Annotated in this window: 15 protein-coding genes; 10 read left to right on the top strand and 5 right to left on the bottom strand. The window is 68.3% G+C overall.

Going from position 1 to position 21,741, the window contains the following annotated elements:
- Positions 1-124: 124 nt before the first annotated feature.
- The 3 genes from DIE03_RS02100 (at position 125) to DIE03_RS02090 (ending at position 9,371) form a co-directional block, all read left to right on the top strand.
- Entirely contained in the window at positions 125-6,178 is a 6,054-nt protein-coding gene (locus DIE03_RS02100) for an alpha-2-macroglobulin (protein ID WP_124446988.1), read from the top strand.
- A 10-nt stretch (positions 6,179-6,188) separates the two neighbouring features.
- Positions 6,189-8,426: a penicillin-binding protein 1C gene (pbpC, locus tag DIE03_RS02095; RefSeq protein ID WP_124446986.1), complete on the top strand. Its 2,238-nt coding sequence runs from the start codon at positions 6,189-6,191 to the stop codon at positions 8,424-8,426.
- Between the two features lie 255 nt (positions 8,427-8,681).
- On the top strand, positions 8,682-9,371 hold the full coding sequence (locus DIE03_RS02090; protein WP_124446984.1) for a hypothetical protein: 690 nt from the start codon (positions 8,682-8,684) through the stop codon (positions 9,369-9,371).
- Positions 9,372-9,406: 35 nt separating this feature from the next.
- On the opposite strand, the gene DIE03_RS02085 is transcribed toward DIE03_RS02090, so the two are convergent.
- The 3 genes from DIE03_RS02085 to DIE03_RS02075 form a co-directional block, all read right to left on the bottom strand.
- Complete coding sequence (locus tag DIE03_RS02085; RefSeq protein WP_124446982.1) at positions 9,407-9,928, bottom strand: GNAT family N-acetyltransferase; 522 nt, start codon at positions 9,926-9,928, stop codon at positions 9,407-9,409.
- On the bottom strand, positions 9,925-11,193 hold the full coding sequence (locus DIE03_RS02080; protein WP_124446980.1) for a multidrug effflux MFS transporter: 1,269 nt from the start codon (positions 11,191-11,193) through the stop codon (positions 9,925-9,927). The genes DIE03_RS02085 and DIE03_RS02080 overlap by 4 nt, the downstream gene beginning before the upstream one ends.
- Before the next feature lie 300 nt (positions 11,194-11,493).
- On the bottom strand, positions 11,494-12,390 hold the full coding sequence (locus DIE03_RS02075) for a glutamate/aspartate ABC transporter substrate-binding protein (RefSeq protein WP_124446978.1): 897 nt from the start codon (positions 12,388-12,390) through the stop codon (positions 11,494-11,496).
- Between the two features lie 423 nt (positions 12,391-12,813).
- Between DIE03_RS02075 and DIE03_RS02070 the strand changes: the two genes are divergently transcribed.
- The 3 genes from DIE03_RS02070 (at position 12,814) to mgtA (ending at position 17,954) form a co-directional block, all read left to right on the top strand.
- Complete coding sequence (locus DIE03_RS02070) at positions 12,814-14,472, top strand: S8 family peptidase (RefSeq protein ID WP_124446976.1); 1,659 nt, start codon at positions 12,814-12,816, stop codon at positions 14,470-14,472.
- A 510-nt stretch (positions 14,473-14,982) separates the two neighbouring features.
- Positions 14,983-15,141 carry a hypothetical protein gene (locus DIE03_RS38105; protein ID WP_185658078.1) on the top strand — a complete coding sequence of 53 codons (159 nt, stop codon included), beginning with the start codon at positions 14,983-14,985 and terminating at the stop codon, positions 15,139-15,141.
- Between the two features lie 47 nt (positions 15,142-15,188).
- A complete protein-coding gene (gene mgtA / locus DIE03_RS02060; RefSeq protein WP_124446972.1) occupies positions 15,189-17,954 on the top strand; it encodes a magnesium-translocating P-type ATPase in 2,766 nt (921 codons plus the stop codon).
- Between the two features lie 82 nt (positions 17,955-18,036).
- Here the strand turns inward: mgtA and DIE03_RS02055 are convergent, their stop codons facing one another.
- A complete protein-coding gene (locus tag DIE03_RS02055) occupies positions 18,037-18,321 on the bottom strand; it encodes a transcriptional regulator (RefSeq protein ID WP_124446970.1) in 285 nt (94 codons plus the stop codon).
- Positions 18,322-18,394: 73 nt separating this feature from the next.
- Positions 18,395-19,270 carry a LysR family transcriptional regulator gene (locus DIE03_RS02050; RefSeq protein ID WP_124446968.1) on the bottom strand — a complete coding sequence of 292 codons (876 nt, stop codon included), beginning with the start codon at positions 19,268-19,270 and terminating at the stop codon, positions 18,395-18,397.
- A 51-nt stretch (positions 19,271-19,321) separates the two neighbouring features.
- On the opposite strand from DIE03_RS02050, the gene DIE03_RS02045 reads away from it, so the two are divergent.
- The 4 genes from DIE03_RS02045 to DIE03_RS02030 all read left to right on the top strand — a co-directional run bounded on the left by DIE03_RS02045 (position 19,322) and on the right by DIE03_RS02030 (position 21,687).
- Complete coding sequence (locus DIE03_RS02045; RefSeq protein WP_409364406.1) at positions 19,322-19,600, top strand: hypothetical protein; 279 nt, start codon at positions 19,322-19,324, stop codon at positions 19,598-19,600.
- Between the two features lie 197 nt (positions 19,601-19,797).
- Positions 19,798-20,880, top strand: coding sequence for a serine hydrolase (locus DIE03_RS02040; protein ID WP_124446964.1), 1,083 nt, complete (start codon positions 19,798-19,800; stop codon positions 20,878-20,880).
- 44 nt (positions 20,881-20,924) lie between these two features.
- Positions 20,925-21,158, top strand: a complete 234-nt coding sequence (locus tag DIE03_RS02035; RefSeq protein ID WP_124446962.1) for a hypothetical protein — start codon at positions 20,925-20,927, stop codon at positions 21,156-21,158.
- Between the two features lie 73 nt (positions 21,159-21,231).
- Complete coding sequence (locus DIE03_RS02030) at positions 21,232-21,687, top strand: MarR family winged helix-turn-helix transcriptional regulator (protein WP_124446960.1); 456 nt, start codon at positions 21,232-21,234, stop codon at positions 21,685-21,687.
- The last annotated feature ends 54 nt before the right edge of the window (positions 21,688-21,741 follow it).

The raw sequence follows: 21,741 nt of genomic DNA, 5'->3' as shown, positions 1-21,741 counted from the left end.
TCTGCGGCACCGGCCCCCGTGTCGCGTGCGGGCGACACTCTGCGCACCGCGATGCGCGTGCCTGACGGTCGGTTAGAATCGCGTGCAATCAAACAGAAAGCTTCCCTCCGAGGGCAATCGAGCGATGAAGCAGCGCGACAAACACAACAAAGCAAATCGAACCAACCACACCACCCGGCTGCTCTGGCGCATCGGCGCCGTCGCGGTGCTCGGCGCCGCCGCGGCGCTGTCGCTGCATGCGGGCGCGGCTCGCACGGTGAGCGTATCGCCGCAAGGCACCGTCACCGAAGTCCGGCAGAGCGTCGTCAAGTTCGACGAACCGATGGTCGCGTTCGGCTCGGCCTCTGCGCCGAATCCCGCACGCGTGACCTGCAACGACTCGACGGCCGCGCGCGGCCAGGGTCACTGGCTCGACGACAAAACCTGGGTTTACGATTTCGAAAACGACCTGCCGCCCGGCGTGCGCTGCTCGGTTGCGCTCAACGATTCGCTGCGCTCGGTCGCCGGCAATGCGGCGAGCGGCCCGCGCCGCTTCACGTTCCAGACGGGCGGCCCGTTCCCGGTGTCGGTGCGCCCCGGCTCGCGCGAGATCGAGGAACGCCAGGTCTTCGTCATGAAGCTGAACGGCCCGGCCGAGCCGCGTTCGGCACTCGCGAACGTCTGGTGCGAAGCGGCCGGCATCGGCAACCGCATTCCCGTCACGGCGGCCGACGACGATGCACGCAACGCACTGCTCGATCATTTCGGGTTGAAGAAGGAGGCGGCGCGCGTGCTGACGCTGTCGTGCTCGCAGGCGCTGCCGGCGAGCGCGAAGATGCAGCTCGTGTACGGCAAGGGCGTCGCGAGCCCGAGCGGCATCGCCAACGAGACCGAGCGACGCTTCGATTTCACCGTGCGCGCGCCGTTCGCCGCGAGTTTCTCGTGCGAACGCGAGAACGCGAAGGCGCCCTGCACGCCGCTGCGCCCGCTCACGCTGTCGTTCAACGCGCCGATCTCGCGCAAGAACGCCGAAGCGATCAAGCTGCGCGGCCCCGACGGCACGTTGAACCCGACCTTCGCGGCCGACGACCACAGCGAGGAAGTGACGACCGTCACGTTCAACCCGCCGCTGCCCGCGCAGGCCGGCCTGACGATCGAACTGCCGTCGGGCCTGCGCGACATCACCGACCGCTCGCTGTCCAATGCCGACCTATTCCCGCTGGCCACGCGCACCGCGCCGATGCCGCCGCTCGCGAAATTCTCGTCGGGCACCTTCGGGATCGTCGAGCGCTTCGCCGAACCCGATACGCCCGCGCTCGTGCCCGTCACGCTGCGCAACGTCGAAGCCGACCTGCATATCGCGGGCCTCAACGCAGGCGGCGCGCAATTCGCGAACCTGAAGGTCGAGAACGACACGGCGATCCGCCAGTGGATGCGCACCGTCGACCGCTTCGACAACTGGTCGATGACGGCCGGCTCGATCGACAGCCAGATTCCCGGCCTGCTCGACCGCAAGGGCCAGCACCCCGTCTACGTGCCGCTCGAGGCCGGCGAAAAGCAGCCCGCGCCGAAGAACCGCCGCATCGACGTGCGCTCGCTGTCGCTGCTCAAGGGCGAGCCCGGCGCGCAAACGATGACGCTGCCGCCGGCCGACCCGAAGACGCTGCGCCCGTTCGAGGTGGTCGGCGTGCCGATCGACAAACCCGGCTTCTACGTGCTCGAACTCGCGTCACCCGCGCTCGGCCGCTCGCTGCTCGCGAAGCCGTCGAGCATGTACGTGCGCACCACCGTGCTCGTCACGAACCTCGGCGTGCACCTGAAACAGGGCCGCGAGAACAATCTCGTGTGGGTCACGACGCTCGACAAGGGCAAGCCGGTGCCGAACGCGCAGATCCGCGTGTCGGACTGCAACGGCGATGAAATCGCGGCCGGCAAGACCGACGCGCAGGGCCTGCTGAAGATCGACGGGCCGTTCGAGCCGAAGCGCGCGTGCAGTTCGTCGGAGCAGCGCTACGACGACTACTTCGTGTCGGCCCGCGTCGACGATCCGAAGACGGGCCCCGACATGGCGTTCGTCAGCTCGGGCTGGAACCGCGGGATCGAATCGTGGCGCTTCAACGTGCCGACCGATACCGACAGCGCGCCGACCGTGCGTGCGCATACGGTGTTCGACCGCACGCTGCTGCGCGCCGGCGAAACCGTGTCGATGAAGCATTTCATCCGCGCCGAAACGCTGCAGAGCCTCGCGTTCCCGTCGCAATACCCGACGCGCGTGACGATCCGCCATCTCGGCACCGGCCAGACATACAAGCTGCCGCTCACGTGGGCGGCCGACCATAGCGCGGACACGCAGTTCACGCTGCCGGCCGCCGCGAAGCTCGGCGAATACAGCGTCGAGCTCGAAGGCGGCCCGGAAGATGCACCGACCGCCACCTACTACAGCGGCAGCTTCCGCGTCGAGGCGTTCCGCCTGCCGGTGCTGAAAGGCTCGATCGGCGCGCGCGACGCGCAGACGAGCCCGCTCGTCGCCGTGAAGGAAGCGCCGCTCGCGGTGCAGATCGACTACGTGTCGGGCGGCGGCGCATCGAACCTGCCCGTGCAGGTGTCGGCGCTGATGAAGTGGGCATCGCCGCCGTTCGCCGATCGCTTCGAGGATTTCAGCTTCACGCCGTATCGTCCCGACGCGAGCGACGGCAACGCCGACGACGATTCGCAGGACGGCGACAACGCATCGTCGTCTTCGAACCACGACCCCGATGCGACGAAGCTGATCGCCGACAAGCTGCCGCTGACGCTCGACCGCAACGGCGCCGGCTCGGTCACGCTCAAGGGCCTGCCGGACGTCGATGCGCCGAAGCGCATCGCGCTCGAAGCGACGTTCGCGGACCCGAACGGCGAAGTGCAGACGATCCGCGGCGACACGATCCTGTGGCCGGCCGCGGTGGTCGCCGGCATCAAGGCCGGCCGCTGGGTGTCGGTCGGCCAGCGCGTGCCGGTGCAGGCGCTGGCGGTCGATTTGCAAGGCAAGCCGCGCGCCTCGGTGCCGATCGAGATCAAGGGCGTCGCGCACATCACGACGTCGTCGCGCAAGCGGATGGTCGGCGGTTTCTATGCATACGACAACAAGAGCGACACGCGCGACCTCGGCGTGCTGTGCTCGGGCAAGACCGACGACAAGGGCCGCATGGCCTGCGACGCGACGCTCGAACAGGCCGGCAACGTGCAGCTGATCGCGGTCGCGAAGGACGGCGACGGCCGCACGTCGAATGCATCGACGTCGGTGTGGGTCACGCGCGAGGACGAGCTCTGGTTCGGCGGCGACAACACCGACCGGATCGACGTGATCCCCGAGAAAACGTCGTATGAACCGGGCGAAACGGCCCGCTTCCAGGTGCGGATGCCGTTCCGCTATGCAACGGCGCTCGTCGCGGTCGAACGCGGCGGCGTGATGGAAACGCACATCGTCGAGCTGAACGGCAAGAACCCGACCGTCGACCTGAAGGTCGGCGAATCGTGGGGGCCGAACGTCTACGTGTCGGTGCTCGCGCTGCGCGGCCGGATTCGCGAGGTGCCGTGGTACTCGTTCTTCACGTGGGGCTGGAAAGCGCCGGTCGAATGGGCGCGCGCGTTCTGGCGCGAAGGCCGTCACTATGAAGCGCCGACCGCGTTCGTCGACCTGTCGAAGCCCGCGTTCCGCTACGGCCTCGGCGAAATCAAGGTCGGCACGGGCGTCCACCGTCTCGGCGTGACCGTGACGACCGACGCGACGCGCTACACGGTACGCAGCAAGGCGCAGGCGCACGTGAAGGTCACGCTGCCGAACGGCCAGCCCGCGCCGGCCGGCACGCAGATCGCCGTCGCGGCCGTCGACGAGGCGCTGCTCGAACTGATGCCGAACAACAGCTGGGACCTGCTCGACGCGATGCTGCGCCGGCGCGCGTACGGCGTCGAGACGGCCACCGCGCAGATGGAGATCGTCGGCCGCCGCCACTTCGGCCGCAAGGCCGTGCCGGCCGGCGGCGGGGGCGGCAGCGCGCCGACGCGCGAGCTGTTCGACACGCTGCTGCTGTGGAACCCGCGCGTGACGCTCGACGCGAACGGCAGCGCGACGGTCGAAGTCCCGCTGAACGACGCGCTCACGCGCTTTAGGATCGTCGCGATCGCGGCGGTCGGCCCCGACCGCTTCGGCACGGGCAGCACGTCGATCCGCAGCACGCAGGATCTGCAGCTGATCTCCGGCCTGCCGCCGCTCGTGCGCGAAGGCGACGCGTTCCGCGCGCAGGTCACGCTGCGCAACACGACCGATCGCGCGATGCAGGTCGTCGTGACGCCGCGCGTGACGGGCCTCGAGGTCGCGCCGCAGACCGTGTCGCTCGCCGCCAATACGGCGACCGAGGTCGCGTGGACGATCACCGTGCCCGAGCAGGCGCTCGACGCGGCCGGTGCGCTGAACTGGCGCATCGAGGCGACCGAGCAAGGCGGCAAGCGCGCGTCCGACGCGCTGGCGGTCGCGCAGAAGGTCGTGCCCGCGCTGCCCGTAACGGTGCAGCAGGCGACGCTCGCGCAGGTCGACGGCACGCTGACGGTGCCCGTGTCGGCCCCGGCCGGCGCCGTGAACAACGCGCAAGGTTCACCGCGCGGCGGCATCGCCGTGTCGCTGCAGTCGAAGCTCGCCGACGGCCTGCCCGGCGTGCGGCGCTGGTTCGAGCGCTATCCGTACCGCTGCCTCGAACAGCAGACGTCGCGCGCGATCGGCCTGCGCGACCCGGCGCAATGGCAGGCGCTGGTCGCCCGCATGCCCGTCTACCTCGACGGTGACGGGCTCGCGAGCTACTTCCCGCCGTCGTCGGACGATTCGCACCACGGCAGCCCGACGCTGTCGTCATATCTGCTCGTGGTGTCCGACGAAGCCAGCCGCCTCGATCCGCGTTTCGCGCTGCCGGAGGATGTACGCACGCAGCTCGAGGCCGGGCTCGCGCGCTTCGTCGACGGCCGCATCGAGCGCAACGCGTGGGCGCCGCGCCAGGATCGCGACCTGCGCAAGCTCGCCGCGATCGAGGCGCTGTCGCGCTACGGTGCCGCGCAAGGCCGCATGCTCGGCTCGATCGAGATCGCGCCGAACCAGTGGCCGACGTCGGCCGTGATCGACTATCACGCGATCCTGACGCGCGTGAAGGACATCCCGCAACGCGACGAGAAACGCGCGCAGGTCGAGCAGATCCTGCGTGCGCGCCTCACGTACCAGGGCACGCAGCTCGTGTTCTCGACCGCGCGCGACGACGACCTGTGGTGGCTGATGACCAGCAACGAGACCAATGCGGCCCGTCTCGCGCTGGAATTCGCGGGCGACCCGGCATGGAAGGACGAGATGCCGCGCGTCACGGCCGGCCTGCTCGCGCTGCAGCGCCAGGGCGCATGGCAGACGACGACGTCGAATGCACTCGGGCTGCTCGCGGTCGAGCGCTTCTCGCGTACCTACGAGAGCACGCCGGTCGCCGGCGCGACGAAGGTCGCGCTGGGCGGCGACGAGCGCTCGATCTCGTGGTCGCAAGCGGCACCCGCCGCACCCGCCGCACCCGCCGATACGTCCGCGTCGGCCACGCCCGCGACCCGCGCCGCCGCCGCGCGCAGCGTGATGCTGCCGTGGCCGCGCGCGTCGCAGGGGCCGGCCACGCTGTCCGTCACGCAGGACGGCACGGGGCGCCCGTGGGCGACGGTCGAGAGCCTCGCGGCCGTGCCGCTGCGCTCGCCGTTCGCGGCCGGCTACCGGATCACGAAGACCGTCACGCCCGTGTCGCCGGCCGTCAAGGGTGTGCTGACGCGCGGCGACGTCGTACGCGTACATCTCGATATCGATGCGCAAAGCGACATGACGTGGGTTGTCGTCAACGATCCGATCCCGGCCGGCGCGACGATCCTCGGCTCGGGGCTCGGCCGCGATTCGGAAGCGGCGACGCAGGGCGAGAAAACGCTGGACGGCGCGTGGCCGGCGTTCATCGAGCGCGATTTCGACGGCTACCGTGCGTACTACGACTATCTGCCGAAGGGCAAATTCTCGGTCGAGTACACGGTACGGCTGAACAACGTCGGCACGTTCGGGCTGCCGCCGACGCGCGTCGAGGCGCTGTACGCACCGTCCGTGTACGGCCTGTGGCCGAACCCGCCGATGACCGTGAAGGCAGCCGACGCGGGCAAGTAACGAGAACGTGATGATCGATCTGGCATGGCCGCGGCCGGCGCGTTTCGCCGGCCGCGTATTCGTCGCCGTCGTGCTGGCGGCGCCGCTGGTCGCGCATGCGCTGCCCGGCTACGACGACGTGCGCCGCAACTGGCGCAGTTCCGACTGGGTGCTGCTCGCGCGCGACGGCACGCCGCTGCAGCGCACGCGCGTCGACCTCACCGAACGGCGTGGCGACTGGGTGTCGCTCGCGGATGTCTCGCCCGCGTTTCGCGAGGCGATCGTCGTGTCCGAGGACAAGCGCTTCTACGAACACAGCGGCGTCGACTGGCGCGGGATCGCCGGCGCCGCTTGGGGCAATCTGTGGAACGAGCGCACGCGCGGCGCGTCGACCGTCACGATGCAGCTCGCCGGGCTGCTCAGCGATTCGCCGCGCCGCTCGGGCCAGCGCTCGCTGCCGCAGAAGGCCACGCAGGCGATGAATGCGCTGCTGCTCGAACGCGGCTGGCGCAAGGACCGGATCCTCGAGGCGTACCTGAACCTGGTGCCGTTCCGCGGCGAGACCGTGGGGCTCGGTGCGCTGTCGCAGGTGCTGTTCGGCAAGGCGCCGTCGGGCCTCGACGCGCGCGAAGCCGCGATCGCGGCCGCGCTCGTGCGCGCGCCCAACGCGGCGCCCGCGAAGATCGCCGAGCGTGCGTGCCGGATCCTGCGCGACATGCATGCCGAGCAGGCGTGCGCATCACTCGACGGCTACGTGCAGCTCGTCGTCGCGCGCCCGGCCAACGCGGTGCGCGACGACGGCGCCGCCCTCGCCCCGCACTTCGCGCGTCGCATCGCGGCCGAAGTCAAGCCGGCGGCCGGCGCGCAGGTGCGCACGACGCTCGATGCGCCGCTGCAGCGCTTCGCGCGCGACACGCTGGTGCGCGCGCTGACCGAGCTCAACGCGCCCGCGCACCGGCGCAACGTGCAGGACGGCGCGGTGGTCGTGATCGACAACGCGACCGGCGAGATCCGCGCATGGGTCGGGTCGTCGGGTGCGCTGTCGAGCGCGCGCGACGTCGATGCCGTGCTCGCGCCGCGCCAGGCCGGCTCGACGCTCAAGCCGTTCCTCTACGCGCAGGCGCTCGACGAAAAGCGGCTGACGGCCGCGTCGCTGCTCGACGATGCGCCGATCAACCTCGCCGCCGGCGGCGGCCTCTACATTCCGCAGAACTACGACAAGGATTTCAAGGGCTGGGTGAGCGTGCGCAGCGCGCTCGGCGGCTCGCTGAACGTGCCGGCCGTGCGCACGCTCGTGCTCGTCACGCCGCACCGCTTCGCGCGCACGCTGACCGCGCTCGGCCTGCCGCTCGCGCAGGAAGGCGACTACTACGGCTTCAGCCTCGCGCTCGGCAGTGCGGACGTCACGCTGCTGTCCCTGACCAATGCGTATCGCGCGCTTGCGAACGGCGGCGTCGCGCGCCAGGTGGTCGACCTGCCCGCACCGGCACCGGCGTCCGGCGCATCGGCCCCCGTACGGGTGGACGGCGGCACGCGCGTATTCAGCGAGGCGGCCAGCTTCGTCGTCACCGATATCCTGTCGGACAACAACGCGCGCGTCCGCACGTTCGGCTTCGACAACCCGCTCGCGACGCGCTTCTTCTCGGCGGTCAAGACCGGTACGAGCAAGGACATGCGCGACAACTGGACGGTCGGCTACACGTCGCGCTATACGGTCGGCGTGTGGGTCGGCAATGCGGACGGCTCGCCGATGTGGGACGTGTCTGGCGTCACGGGCGCGTCGCCCGTGTGGTCGGCTGTCGTCGGCTACCTCCACCGCGACCTGCCGAGCCACGCGCCGCGCGCGCCGGCCGGCGTCGAGACGCGCCGCATCGCGTTCGAGCGCGACATCGAGCCGGCACGCAACGAGTGGTTCCTCGCCGGGACGGCGGTCGACACGATCAAGCTCGCGGCACCCGTCACGCCGGGCAAGGACGGTGCGCGCGCGCCGCTGACGATCGGCGCGCCGACCGACGGCACGATCTTCGCGATCGACCCCGACATTCCGCCGAAGAATCAGCGGATCTGGTTCGAGCGCTCGGCCGGACGCGCGACGAAGTTCGCGTGGCGGCTCGACGACAAGGTGATCGGGCATGCCGACCGTATCGCGTGGCTGCCGTGGCCGGGCCGGCACCGGCTGGAACTCGTCGATGCGCGCGGCAACGTCGCGGATACGATCAGCTTCGAGGTGCGCGGCGCATTCGCGAAAGCGGCCGCGCGCAAGCCGTGAGCCGGCGAGCCGGCCTTATTGGCCGGCCGTGTTCGCGTTCGGCGGCTGGGCGTAGGAGTCGAGTGCCCAGGCGGTTGTTTGGAGCGCTGCCTGCCCACGCTGCCGGATCGCTTGCCACCCGATCGCCCGACTGGGCGGGTCAAGCCGCCAACCATTCGAACAGCCAAGCAGCGCGCCGATTCGGGACATAGAATGAGAACAGCGCCGTATTCCCGACGCTCGCCGGTTGCCCCATTCTCCCGACTGCACGCGACCATGAACATTCGCCACGAACGCTTCACCCGCCCCGCGCTGGGCGCCTTGTGCGTTGCAACGCTCGCAGCCCTCCAGGCGTGCAACGGCGATGCCTGCTTCGGCGTCGATGCCTGCTTCAACAACAACACGCAGACCGTCGCGCTGTCGGGTACGGCCGCGACGGGCAACGCGCTCGCGAGCGCGCAGGTAACGGTCAGTTGCGCGGCCGGCTCGGCGACGACGCTGACGGACGGCGGCGGCAACTACCGCGTGACGGTCAACGCGACGCTGCCGTGCGTCATCACCGTGGCGTCGGGCGGCACGAGCCTGCATTCGCTTGCCTATGCGGGCGGCACCTTCAACACGACGCCCGAGACCGAGCTGATGCTGGTCTATCTCGCGGCGCAGCTCGGCACGAACACGGCCGGGCTGATCGGCAATTTCCAGGGCAGCCTGCACGATCAGCAGGTGATGAACGATCCGAACGCGGTCCAGGCCGCGCAATCGGCCGTGGTGTCGAACCTGCAGCAGCGCTATGCGGTCACGCTCGCGGCGCCGGCGTTCCTGACCACATCGTTCGTGGTCGGGCAACCGGGCGTCGACAGCGACCTCGTCGCGCTGGCGAAGGCCGGCGCAATCGATTCGAACGGGCAGCCGGATCCTGCCGCCGTGTCGTTACTGACACAGGCCGGCGCCGCGCATCCGCTGTAAGCGGCCTGACGCGGGAGCGGGAGCGGCATCGGGCTTCACGCGTCCGCCGCGCTCTCGTTGTCGGCCAGCAGCGCCCACCGTTCGTGGTCGCGCCATTCGCCGCCGATACGCAGATAGCGCGGCGAAAAGCCTTCTTTCGTAAAGCCGAGCCGCCGCACCAGCGCGATCGACGCGTGGTTGCCGGGCTGGATGTTCGCTTCGAGCCGATGCAGTCCCAGCTCGCCGAATGCGACGGCGATCGCCGCGCGCAGCGCATCCGTCATCAGCCCCTTGCGGCTGAAATCGGCCATCCCGTAGTACCCGAGATACGCGCTCTGAAACACGCCGCCGACGATCTCGTTGAGGTTCACGACACCGACCACCACGCCGGAAGCCCGATCGCGCGCGACGAGGCCGACGTTCGGCCCCGTCAGGCAGCGGTTGAACCATTGGTCGAATCCCGCCTGGTCGACGAACGAGTCGACCCACGGCAGATGATGACTCCGGCTCGCGCGGTTGGCGGCGATCAGGTCGGCGGCGTCGGATCGGGCGACGCGGTTCAGCAGGATTCGATTCATCGGTCGGCAGGCAGCGCTTGCGCGGCCTCCCCGCTCCGGCACGCGACCGGCGCGGCCTGCTGCTGCGACAGGTAGCGCAGCAGCTTCGTCACCATCCACACGACGATGAACGACAGCGCGACGAAGAACACCGCAAGCGGCGTCAGCACGTGGATCGACACGAAACCGGCGAGGCCCATCATCGCGGACGACACGAGCAGCAGCGCGCAGCCGAGGATCGCGCTCGTCAGCCCGGCGATATGCGGAAACAGCGAATTGCCCTTGGCCATCAGCGTCGGATACATCGCGCCCGCGCAGAAGCCCATCACGAGCACCGGCGTCGCGAGCGTCCACACGCGCAGGCCGACGGTCAGCGCGAGCACCAGCATCGCGACCGATGCGCCGGCCATCACGCGCGCGCCGATGCGCAGCCGTTGCTCGGCGCTCGGCAGCCCGCGCCCGTGAATTCGGTTCGACAGGCCGCCGAGGAAGTACATCAGCCCGATCCCGAGCGCGAGATAGCCGAAGAAGGTCGGCGGCTTTTGCAACGTGGTCTGCACCATGAACGGCCCGACGATGTTGAACACGAGCAGGATGCTGTAGCACAGCCCCTGTGCGAGGAAGCAGCTCTGGAACACCGGGCTCGCCAGCACCTTGCCCGCGTTCGTCATCAGCGTGCGCGGCTCGAGATGCACCGGCTTGGGCAAGGTTTCGCGGTAGTGCCACAGCAGTGCCCACATCGCCAGCGAATACACCAGCAGGAACACGAGGCACGCGCGCCAGCCGAACCATTCCTGCAGGTGCGCGCCGATCACCGGCGCGATGATCGGTGCGAGCCCCCACGCGATCGACATGTACGTGAACGCATGCATCAGCGCCTGGCCCGAGAACGAATCGGTGATGATCGCCTTCGCCAGCAGGTTGGTGGTCGCGATCCCGAAGCCCTGCAGGCAGCGCGCCAGGATGAACGTCTCGAGATTCGGCGCGCCGAGCGACAGCAGGCAGCCGATCGTGTAGATCACGAGCCCGAACGCGAGCACGCGCTTGCGGCCGTACGCGTCGGCGATCGGCCCGAAGATCAGCTGGCCGAGCGCATAGGCCGCCATGTAGCCGGACACGCTCGACTGGATCGCCTGCGGCGTGGTCGCGAACGAACGTGCCATGTCGGGCAGCGCGGGCACGTAAATGTCGATGGCGAGTTGACCGGCGGACGCAAACAGGCAGATCAGGAACAGCAGGAAGCGCGGCGAGTTCGACTCGCGCGCCGGGGTGGGCGTGGCGTTCATGACGACTGGGAAGGATCTCGGGCAGCAATGACGCGCCGCCAATGTTCGAATAACGAACATGCGTGCGGTCGTGGCGAATCCCGTATTGTGCCCGTTGTTGCATCGGGCGACAGGATTCCCATGGCGCGCGCGAGGTTGAATGCCGATTGCGGCACATCCCGGAAGGCGCTGGCCGGGATGAATCCGTCATCGCAACGGCCCGCCTCCGCACGAGCCGATCGTCAACTCGACACCCGGCGCGTTTCGCCCCGCTCCCGAACCGCCGGCACGCGCCGGCGGCATTTCATTGCGACGACCGGATCAATACTGCGCCTGGTCCGTCGGATTCCTGAACAGCTGCTTCATCTCCGCCGACAGCGGATAGTCGAGACTCACGCCCTTCGGCGGAATCGGTTGCGTGAACCACTGGTTGTAGAGCTTCTCGGCCGCGCCCGACGTCTGCATTTTCGCGATCACGCCGTCGACGACATGCTTGAACGCCGGATCGTCCTTGCGCATCATGCACGCGTAGTTCTCGTGGACGAGCGGCGTGCCCGTCACCGTATACGCGCCCGGATTGCGATCCTTCGCGATCTCGCCGTACAGCAACGGCTCGTCCATCACGAACGCCACCGCCCGCCCGGTCGTGACGTTCATGAACGCTTCGGCGTGATCCTTCGCGCTGATGATCGTCATGTTCATCGCCTTCTCCTCGTTGAGCTTGCGCAGCAGACGCTCGTCCGACGTGCCGGCCGTGGTCGCGACCGTCTTGCCGGCCAGGTCCGTGAAGTCCTTCACGCCCGAATCCTTGCGCGTGCTGAAACGGATGCCGTAGAGAAAGATGCTGTTCGAGAACGCGGCCTGCTTCTGCCGCTCGAGCGTGTTGGTCGTCGATCCGCATTCGAAATCGATCGTCCCGTTCTGCAACAGCGGAATCCGGTTCTGCGACGTGATCGGAATTTCCTTTACCGCGAGGTTCGGCACGTTCAGTTCCGTCTTCAGCTGGTCGATGATGCGCGACGCGATGTCCCGCGAGTAGCCGATGTTCTTCTGCTGGTTGTCCGAATACGAGAACGGCACCGACGATTCGCGAATGCCGAGCGACACGATGCCCGTGTCCTTGATCTTCTTCAGCGTACCGGTGAGGGCCTGCGCGTGCGCGGCACCCGCCAGTGCACAGGACAGCGCGACAGCCAGCAAACGGAAGCGGCGATCCATGCTTTTCTCCTGATGAAACGTTGATCGAATCGCGATCCTACCTCCGTCAATATTCGCGTCGCATCAGGGAAAGCGTAAGCGACCTTCCGCCCCGGCCGCGCCGTGAAAGACGTTTTCCGTGCCGCGCCAATCGCGTCGAGGCGGCGCATTCGACCCGACCGGCCGCGCGCGGCCGCGCCGCCATCCTCTGTGCCACGCGTTCCAAACGCGCGTTCATGCCGCAACGCACCAACATAATCGTTTGCGGCCACCCCTGTTTTTCTCGTGAAACGTACTCAAGAAGCCGCCGCGCAAGCCGTTACCCAGAGCATGGCGCGTCGCAGCAACCTGGCTGCAACCGTCAGACAAAAAAGACTAGGTCCGGGTCAGCCGGACCAGCGCCACCGCCGGCACGACGGTTATCTACGAGGATCGAGTTTCAACATGAGAGCCAAACGTTTCAATTTTGCGCTGGCGCGCTCCGCACACGCGCGCATGCTCGCCGGCATGCTGTCCGCCGCCGCCCTCCTGCCTCTCGCCGGTTGCGGCGGAGGCGGCGGCGACGGCAGCAATCCCTCTTCGTCCAACGCCTCACCCGCACCCGCCCCGACGCCTGCCCCCGCCCCCGCGCCCACCAACCCCACGACCCCGCCCGCCTCGTCCGGCAGCAATGCATGCGCCACGCAGCAGGCCGCCGTGCAGATGGCTGCGCAGGCGGCACCGGTCGAGCCGCCGGTCGATCACCTGATCGTCAAGCTGAAGACGCTGACGGCCACGCGTGCGATGGCGGCCGTCGACAACGGGACGCGCCTCGATGCGGTCATCCAGCGCTCGATGACGCGCTGGACGGCGCCGGTGGCCGGCAGCGCGCGCGCCTATGCGAGCACGGTCGCGCAAACGCCGGTCAACGTGCAGGTCGAGCGGACGATCTCGAACGGCGCAGCCGTGCTGTCGCTCGGCCAGCGCATGGCGGCCGCCGACGCAGCCGCCCTGGCCCAGGCATTCGCGGCTGACAGCGACGTCGACTACGCGGAACCGGATCACCCGATGCAGGTTCGCGACACGCCGAGCGACCCGCTCTACAGCCAGCAGTGGAACTTGTCCGATCCGACGGCCGGGATCGACCTGCCGCCCGCGTGGAGCGTGACCAAGGGTTCGCCGACCGTCGTCACCGCCGTGCTCGACACCGGCTACCGGCCGCACGGCGACCTCGTCGGCAACCTGCTGTCCGGCTACAGCTTCATCAGCAACGTCAACACCAGCAACAACGGCCTGACGCGCGGCCCCGATGCAACCGATCCGGGCGACTGGGTCACGCAGCAGGAACTCGACAACGCCAACGGTCCGTACTATCACTGCGCGAGCCAGCCGAGCGACAGCAGCTGGCACGGCACGCGCGTGATGGGCGTGATCGGCGCGACCGCGAACAACGGCACCGGCATCGCCGGCGTGTCGTGGCTCGGCCAGATCCTGCCGGTGCGCGTACTCGGCAAGTGCGGCGGCGTGACGAGCGACATCGCGGACGGGATGCGCTGGGCAGCCGGCATCGCCGTGAACGGCGTCCCGATGAACCCGCGGCCCGCGAAGGTCATCAACCTGAGCCTCGGCGGCGTCGGCGCATGCAGCACGACGTTCCAGCAGGCGATCGACGACGTGACCGCGAAGGGTGTGACCGTCATCGTCGCGGCCGGCAACGACGGCCTGTCGACCGGGCTCGACCAGCCCGCGAACTGCCGCGGCGTGATCACCGTCGCCGCGACCGATGCGACGGGCCGCCGTGCATCGTTCAGCAACTTCGGCGCCGACGTGTCGCTGAGCGCGCCCGGCGTCAACATCCTGTCGACGTCGAACACCGGCACGACGACGCCGGGCACGGACACCTACGGCCTCGCGAACGGCACCAGCCTCGCGACGCCGCAAGTGTCGGGCGTCGCGGCGCTGATGCTGTCGGTGAACGGCAACCTCACGCCCACGCAGATCCAGCAGAAGCTGCAAGGCGGCACGCGCGCGGCGAAGCTGGCAGCCGGCACGTCGTGCACCGCGATGCCTGCAGGCTCGGGCATCCTCGATGCAGGGGCCGCCATCGCGTCGGCGAACCAGTAACCGGCGCCCTGCCCGAAGCGGCCGCACGCATGCAAGCATGGCATGCGCGCGGCCGCTTCATTGCCGGCCCGCCGGCGCTTCCGCGAGCCCGCATCGACCCGGTCACGTATCTCGAAATAACGCCTGACAAAAGGGTTGACGCTTCGCACGGCGAGCCATTACCATCGCCCCCGTCTAGTTACATGGAGTGTTCTGTGAACACCGATGCGAGTTGTAGTTGGTGCTTGACCAACTCGACTGCTGCCTGAGGAAAACGCGCAGAGCCTCGTCTTCTGCCGCATCCCGGGAAGCAGGATGCGGCGTCCTTCCGGCCTGAGTACTGGCCCGATCTCCCGCCGAATTTTTCGAAGTTGTCGAATGCACGCGACGCGCCGTCGCGCGTGTGCGTTCGTGTCGCGCGCGGCGCCAGCCGCGTGCGCTCTCCGTTCGCGTGCCGTCCGGCCGCGCGCCGCGTTGCGCGCATCGCCGTCGATCGCCCGTGCCGACTATCCGCAACCGACAGGAGTGCAGATGAACTCAGACGACAGTAGTCGATTACCGCTCGCCGGTGCGACGCTGCGCATCGACATGCCGACCGCATCACGCGCGCCGGCGAGCGTTCCCGCCTTTACCGATCCACAGCCGATCGCGCCTGACGCGACGCGGCGGGGAGCGCTCGTGCGTCGATAACGTCACGGCCGCTCCCCGCCCGCCGCCTCGTGCGCAAGGAGCGACTCATGACAACACGACACAACACCTCTCAAAAGAAACAGCGCGGCTTCATCAAGGCCGGCGCCGGCCGGCAAAACGAGCCGCGCATCATGCGCGCCGCGCAGGAAGCGGCCCGCCCGCTCGAAGACACGCTGAAGGCGCTGCACACCAGCACGCGCGGCCTCACCTACGACCAGGCCGCCGACTGCCTGCAGCACTACGGCCCGAACGAGATCGCGCACGACAAGCCGCCGCACTGGACCCGCCAGCTGCTGCTCTCGTTCCACAACCCGTTCGTCTACGTGCTGCTGGTGCTGGCCGCCATCAGCTTCTGCACCGACGTCTACTTCGCGGCGCCCGACGATCGCGACTATGTCGGCATGACGATCCTGTTGACGATGGTCACGATCAGCGCGCTGCTGCGCTTCGTGCAGGAATTCCGCTCGCTGCGCGCGGCCGAGAAGCTCAAGGCGATGGTCCGCACGACGGCCACCGTGCAGCGTTCCGTGACCGCCACGTCCGAGCCGACACGCCGCGAGGTGCCGATGCGCGAAGTCGTGGCCGGCGACATCGTGCACCTGTCGGCCGGCGACATGATCCCCGCCGACGTGCGCCTGCTCGCGTCGCGCGACCTGTTCATCAGCCAGGCCGTGCTGACCGGCGAGGCGCTGCCCGTCGAGAAGTACGACACGCTCGGCGCGGTGGCCGGCAAAACCGCGAGCACGACCGCGGCCGGCCCGGCAAGCGATGCGTCGGCGTCGCTGCTCGATCTCGAGAACGTCTGCTTCATGGGGACCAACGTCGTCAGCGGCACGGCAACGGCCGTCGTCGTCGCGACCGGCGAGGACACGTACTTCGGTTCGCTCGCGCGCAACGTCGTGAGCCACAAGCGCATCGAGACGAGCTTCGACCGCGGCGTCGCGAGCGTGAGCTGGCTGCTGATCAAGTTCATGTTCGTGATGGTGCCGATCGTGTTCATGATCAACGGGCTGACCAAGGGCGACTGGCTGAGCGCGCTCACGTTCGCGCTCGCGGTGGCCGTCGGCCTGACGCCCGAGATGCTGCCGATGATCGTCAGCGCGAACCTCGCGCGCGGCGCGGTCGCGATGGCGCGCCGCAAGGTCGTGGTCAAGCGGCTGAACTCGGTGCAGAACTTCGGTGCGATGGACGTGCTGTGTACCGACAAGACCGGCACGCTCACGCAGGACAAGATCATCCTCGAACACCACCTCGACCTGTCCGGTCACAAGAACGAGGAAATCCTGCGGCTCGGCTGGCTGAACAGCTTCCACCAGAGCGGCCAGAAGAACCTGATCGACATCGCGGTCGTCGCGCGTGCCGACGAGATCGGCGAACGCGTGAAGCCGCAGGGCTACAAGAAGATCGACGAGCTGCCGTTCGACTTCGTGCGGCGCCGCCTGTCGGTCGTCGTAGAGGACAGGCACGGCACGCACCTGCTGATCTGCAAGGGCGCAGTTGAGGAAATGCTCGCCGTGTCGACCCACGTGCAGGACGAAGACGGCGTACGCCCGCTCGACTTCGTCGCGCGCAAGCGGCTGCTCGAACAGGCGACCGCCTACAACGAGGACGGCTTCCGCGTGCTCGTGCTCGCGACGCGCACGATCGCACGCGGCGACGAGCGCGCACAGTACCGCACCGCCGACGAACACGATCTCGTCGTGCGCGGCTTCCTGACCTTCCTCGATCCGCCGAAGGAATCGGCCGCACCGGCGCTCGCCGCGCTGCGCGAGAACGGCGTCGCGGTGAAGGTGCTGACGGGCGACAATCCGACCGTCACGATGAAGGTGTGCCGCCAGGTCGGCCTCGAACCGGGCAAGCCGATGCTCGGCACCGAAATCGAAGCGCTCGACGACGACACGCTCGCCAGGGTCGTCGAACGCACGACGGTGTTCGCGAAGCTCACGCCGCTGCAGAAGGCGCGCATCGTCAAGGCATTGCAGGCAAACGGCCACACGGTCGGCTTCCTCGGCGACGGCATCAACGATGCACCCGCGCTGCGCGACGCCGACGTCGGCATCTCGGTTGACAGCGGCGCCGACATCGCGAAGGAAACCGCCGACATCATCCTGCTCGAAAAGAGCCTGATGGTGCTCGAGGAAGGCGTGATCAAGGGCCGCGAGACGTTCGGCAACATCCTGAAGTACCTGAACATGACGGCCAGCTCCAACTTCGGCAACGTGTTCTCGGTGCTCGTCGCCAGCGCGTTCCTGCCGTGGGAGCCGATGCTCGCGACGCAGCTGCTCGTGCTGAACCTGATCTACGACACGTCGCAGATGCTGCTGCCGTGGGACAAGATGGATCCCGAGTTCCTGAAGAAGCCGCGCAAGTGGGAAGCCGGCAACATCAGCCGCTTCATGCTGTGGGTCGGGCCGACGTCGTCGGTGTTCGACATCACGACCTACATCCTGATGTGGACCGTGTTCGGCGCGGGCGCGCTGTATCACCTGAACGGCGGGACCGGCGGCCAGATCGTGATGAACTCGGGCTGGTTCATCGAAAGCCTCGTGTCGCAGACGCTCGTCGTGCACCTGCTGCGCACGCAGAAAATCCCGTTCCTGCAGAGCACGGCGTCGCTGCCGGTGCTGCTGTCGACCTTCACCGCGATCGCGATCGGCTGCTGGCTGCCGTTCTCGCCGTTCGCGGAAGCGATCGGCTTCATGCACCTGCCGGGCACCTACTGGCTGTGGCTTGCCGCGACGATGGTCGGCTATATCGTGCTCGCGCAGATCGTCAAGACGATCTACGTGCGCCGCTACAAGCAGTGGTTCTGATTCCGTCCGGATAACAACGTGCCGGCGCGATGCATGCGCCGAGCCACTACACGACGGGCCGCATCAGCGGCCCGTTTTTCATTCATCGAGCGTCGTTCGCGCCGAACAGTTGCGCACACACCGCGCGCCCTTCGTCGGTCAGCGCAGCGCTGCCGGTGCCGTCTTCGTTCAGCGTCGTCGCACTCAGGCCCGCGGCGTCGAGCTGCGTCAACACGCGGCGCAGCGTACTCATCGGCAGTTGCGTGCGCTTCGCGATCTTCGGCAGCGACCACGCCTTGCCGGCCGGATCGTTCGCGGCCTCGTTCAGCGTCGCGAGCGTCGCGACGAGTGCGGGATCGAGCGGGGATTCGTCGGATTCTGAAGTCATCGGTTCGGGTTCATCCGCCGGCAGCGGGCCGGCGTTCGGTCAGGAAAGGTCGTCGCGGACACTATACGCCGCGTCACACGCCCTTGAGTGCGGTGCGCATGAACGACACGAAACGCGTGGTGACGGGATCGTCACGATCCGACAGCCACGCGAGCCCCACGCGCCACTTCGCGTCGCGACCGTCGAGCGGTATCACCGTCGCATCGCGCAGCAGATACTGCGCGCTCGACGGGATGAACGCGACGCCCACGCCGGCCGCGACGGACGTCAGCACCGACTGCACGTCCTCCGCCTGCTGCGTCACGTGCGGCACGAAGCGGCGCTCGACGCACCACCGGTCGATCTGCGCGGCCAGCCCCGGGCCGCGCGCACGCTGCAGCGCGATGAAGCCGATCTCGTTGAGCTCGTCGAGGTCGGCCGGCACGCGCTTGAAGCCGAGGTGCGGCGGCACCGCGAGCGCGAGCGATTCGTCGATCACCTTGAACGACGACACCCCGTCGTCGGACGGCAGACGCAGGAACCCGGCATCGAGCTTGCCCGCGCGCAACCGGCGCGTCTGCTCGGACGACGACAGGTCGCTCAGCGTGACCGCAATGCCCGGATTGCGACGCCGAAACTCGGCGATCAGCTTCGGCACGAGCGTCAGCACGGACAGGCAGATGCCGAGCCGCAAATGGCCGCGCTGCCCGCCGGCCGTCTCACGCGCACGCGCGAGGATCTCGTCGGCGTCGCGCACGAGCGCCTGCGCATCGGGCAGGAAGCGTTCGCCGAACGACGTCAGCTCCGCGCCGTGCCGGCCGCGCTCGAACAGCTTGCCGCCGAGGCTCGCCTCGAGCGCGCCGATCTGCTTGCTCAGCGCCGGCTGGCTCATGTGCAGCGCATCCGCGGCGCGGCTGAAATGGCACAGCTCGGTGACCGTCAGGAACGTGCGGAGCAGTTTCAGTTCCATTCTTAAAAAGAATCGTATCGATAGAAATATTCATTTTACTGATCGAATGCGATAGCGTCCAATACGGACATGCCCTTCCCGGAATTCACCGTCATGTCTTTCGATCAAGCCGTTGAATGCGTGGCCCAGCCGTCATGCGATGGCGTGGACGCAAACGAACCCGCTGCCGCAACCGATGCGCACGCACCGAAACGTCGCGCTGGACGCGTCGACGGACGCAGCCGCCGTTTCCGCTTCGGCGATGCGATCGAAGACCCGACGCCGCGCGCCGTGACGGGTTCGATCGCGATCAGCTTTGCGGTCGTGTCGCGGCGGAACTGGCCGCGCTGAACGGCCGGCCTGCACGGCTGTCACCACACGCACCACCTCAACAGGCAGATCGAAAACACGCCGAATCCGCCCGCATCACGCGTCATTGCGACTCATCCCATCGTCATCGCCACGCGATCGACCGTATAATTTCCCGCACCCGCTGACCGCCCATGCATTCCGCGCAGCCGCAGCGCGCGTGAAAAGGAGACTTTCGCTTGACCGGCCTCATCGCGCGCCTGCCTCGCGCCCGGACCACCCTGATCCTCGCCCTCTCGTTCCTGCTGCTCGCGTTTGCCACGAACACGTCCGCGCAACGCGTGCAGCCGCATCGCACCGCACACGCCCACGCGCATGCCCACACGAAGGCCGTCAAGAAGAAACCCCACCGCAAGAAAAAGGCCGTCAAGCAGCGCCGCCCGCGCGTCACGCATCAGGCCGCCAAACGTCACGCCGCACCCGCACCGCAACCGCGGCGCGCGAAACGCACGACGGCCGTACGGCCGCGCCCGCCCGCGAAACCGAAGCTGCTCGCCAGTTGCGGCTTCACGCCGCGCGCGGTCGGATCGCTGCATTCACGTGCGGCCTACGTGCTCGACGTCGACTCCGGCACACCGCTGCTGGCCCGCAACGCGCGCACCGTGCGGCCGATCGCGTCGATCTCGAAACTGATGACGGCCGTCGTCGCGCGCGATGCCGATCGTCCGCTGAACGGCGTGCTGCGCGTCACAGCGCACGATCGCGACACCATCAAGTTCACCGGTTCGCGCCTGCAGGTCGGCTCGGAGCTGTCGCGCCGCGACATGTTCCATATCGCGCTGATGTCGTCGGAGAATCGCGCGGCCGCCGCGCTGAGCTGCGACTATCCGGGCGGGCGCGCCGCGTTCGTCAAGGCGATGAACCGCGAAGCGCGCCGGCTCGGCATGCGTCATACGCACTTCCGCGAGCCGACCGGCTTGTCGCCGCACAACGTGTCGACGGCGGAAGATCTCGCGCGACTCGTCGGCGCGGCCGCGCAGGATCCGCTGATCCGCTATTTCTCGACGGACACGTCGACCACCGTGCGCCCCGGCGACGGCGAACTCGTGTACGTGAATTCCGACCCGCTCGTCCGCTACCGCCGCCTGCCGATCCGGCTGCAGAAAACCGGCTTCATCAACGAGTCGGGGCACGGCGTCGTGATGCGGATGCGCGTGAAGGGCCGCCGCGAAACGGTCGTGCTGCTCGGCGCGCCGACGCGTGCCGGCGTATCGAGCGACGCGCTCAAGATCCACCGCTGGCTGTCCTGCTCGATCCAGTAAGCACGCGCAGGCAGCCGGTGCGTCCACCCGACGGGAGCGATGCCATGCAGGATGAATACCGCTTCAACGCATTCGGACGGCTGCTCGCCGTCGTGCGCGCGAACGGCCGATGGGCCGTGTTCGACCTCGGCACCGAAGGCAAGCGGCGCCCGGCCAACCTGCAGATTCCGTCGGCGCTCGCCGCGGACGAACTCGCGCAATACCTCGGCGACCTGCTGCACGAGAGCGCGACGCCGAAATACAACGAAGTCGTCCCGGTCGACCCGCGCCGCGCGTGATCGCGCGCCGGACCGCGCCGTCGCCCGGCGGGAAATTCAACAGTTAAACTTGCAAGTTTAACTGTCGTGTTCTATGATCCGCCGCATGAACCCGCCACGCAAACCCGGCGTTTCCGCCGACACCGTCGCCGCCGAGCTGACCCTCGCGGTCGGCCAGCTGATCCGCCGGCTGCGCTCCGAGATCGAATCCGAAGGGCTCGGCATGTCCCAGACCAGCGCGCTCGCGCGGCTCGAACGGCACGGGCCGATGACGACCGCCGACCTCGCGCGCGCCGAAGCGATGAAGCCGCAATCGATGAAGGCGATTCTCGCAAGCCTCGAGGAAGATGCGCTCGTCGAGCGCGAACCGCACCCGACCGACGGCCGCCAGATCCTGTTCAAGCTGACCCAGGCCGGCCTCGACGCACGGCGCAAGCGCAACGCCGCGAAGCACAAGTGGCTCGGCGCCGCGATCGACAAGCTCGATCCCGAAGACATCGCGACGCTCGCCGCGGCGATCCCGCTGATCCGCCGCATCGGCGACCAATGAATCCGGCCGGCGCGCCGCGCGGCATTCGCGCGCCCGGCTTTCCCCGCCCTTTTT

Source organism: Burkholderia sp. Bp8992, from assembly GCF_003853705.1.
Lineage (GTDB): Bacteria > Pseudomonadota > Gammaproteobacteria > Burkholderiales > Burkholderiaceae > Burkholderia.
The sequence above is the reverse complement of the archived record's forward strand: the minus strand, read 5'-3'. Positions and strand labels throughout refer to the sequence as shown.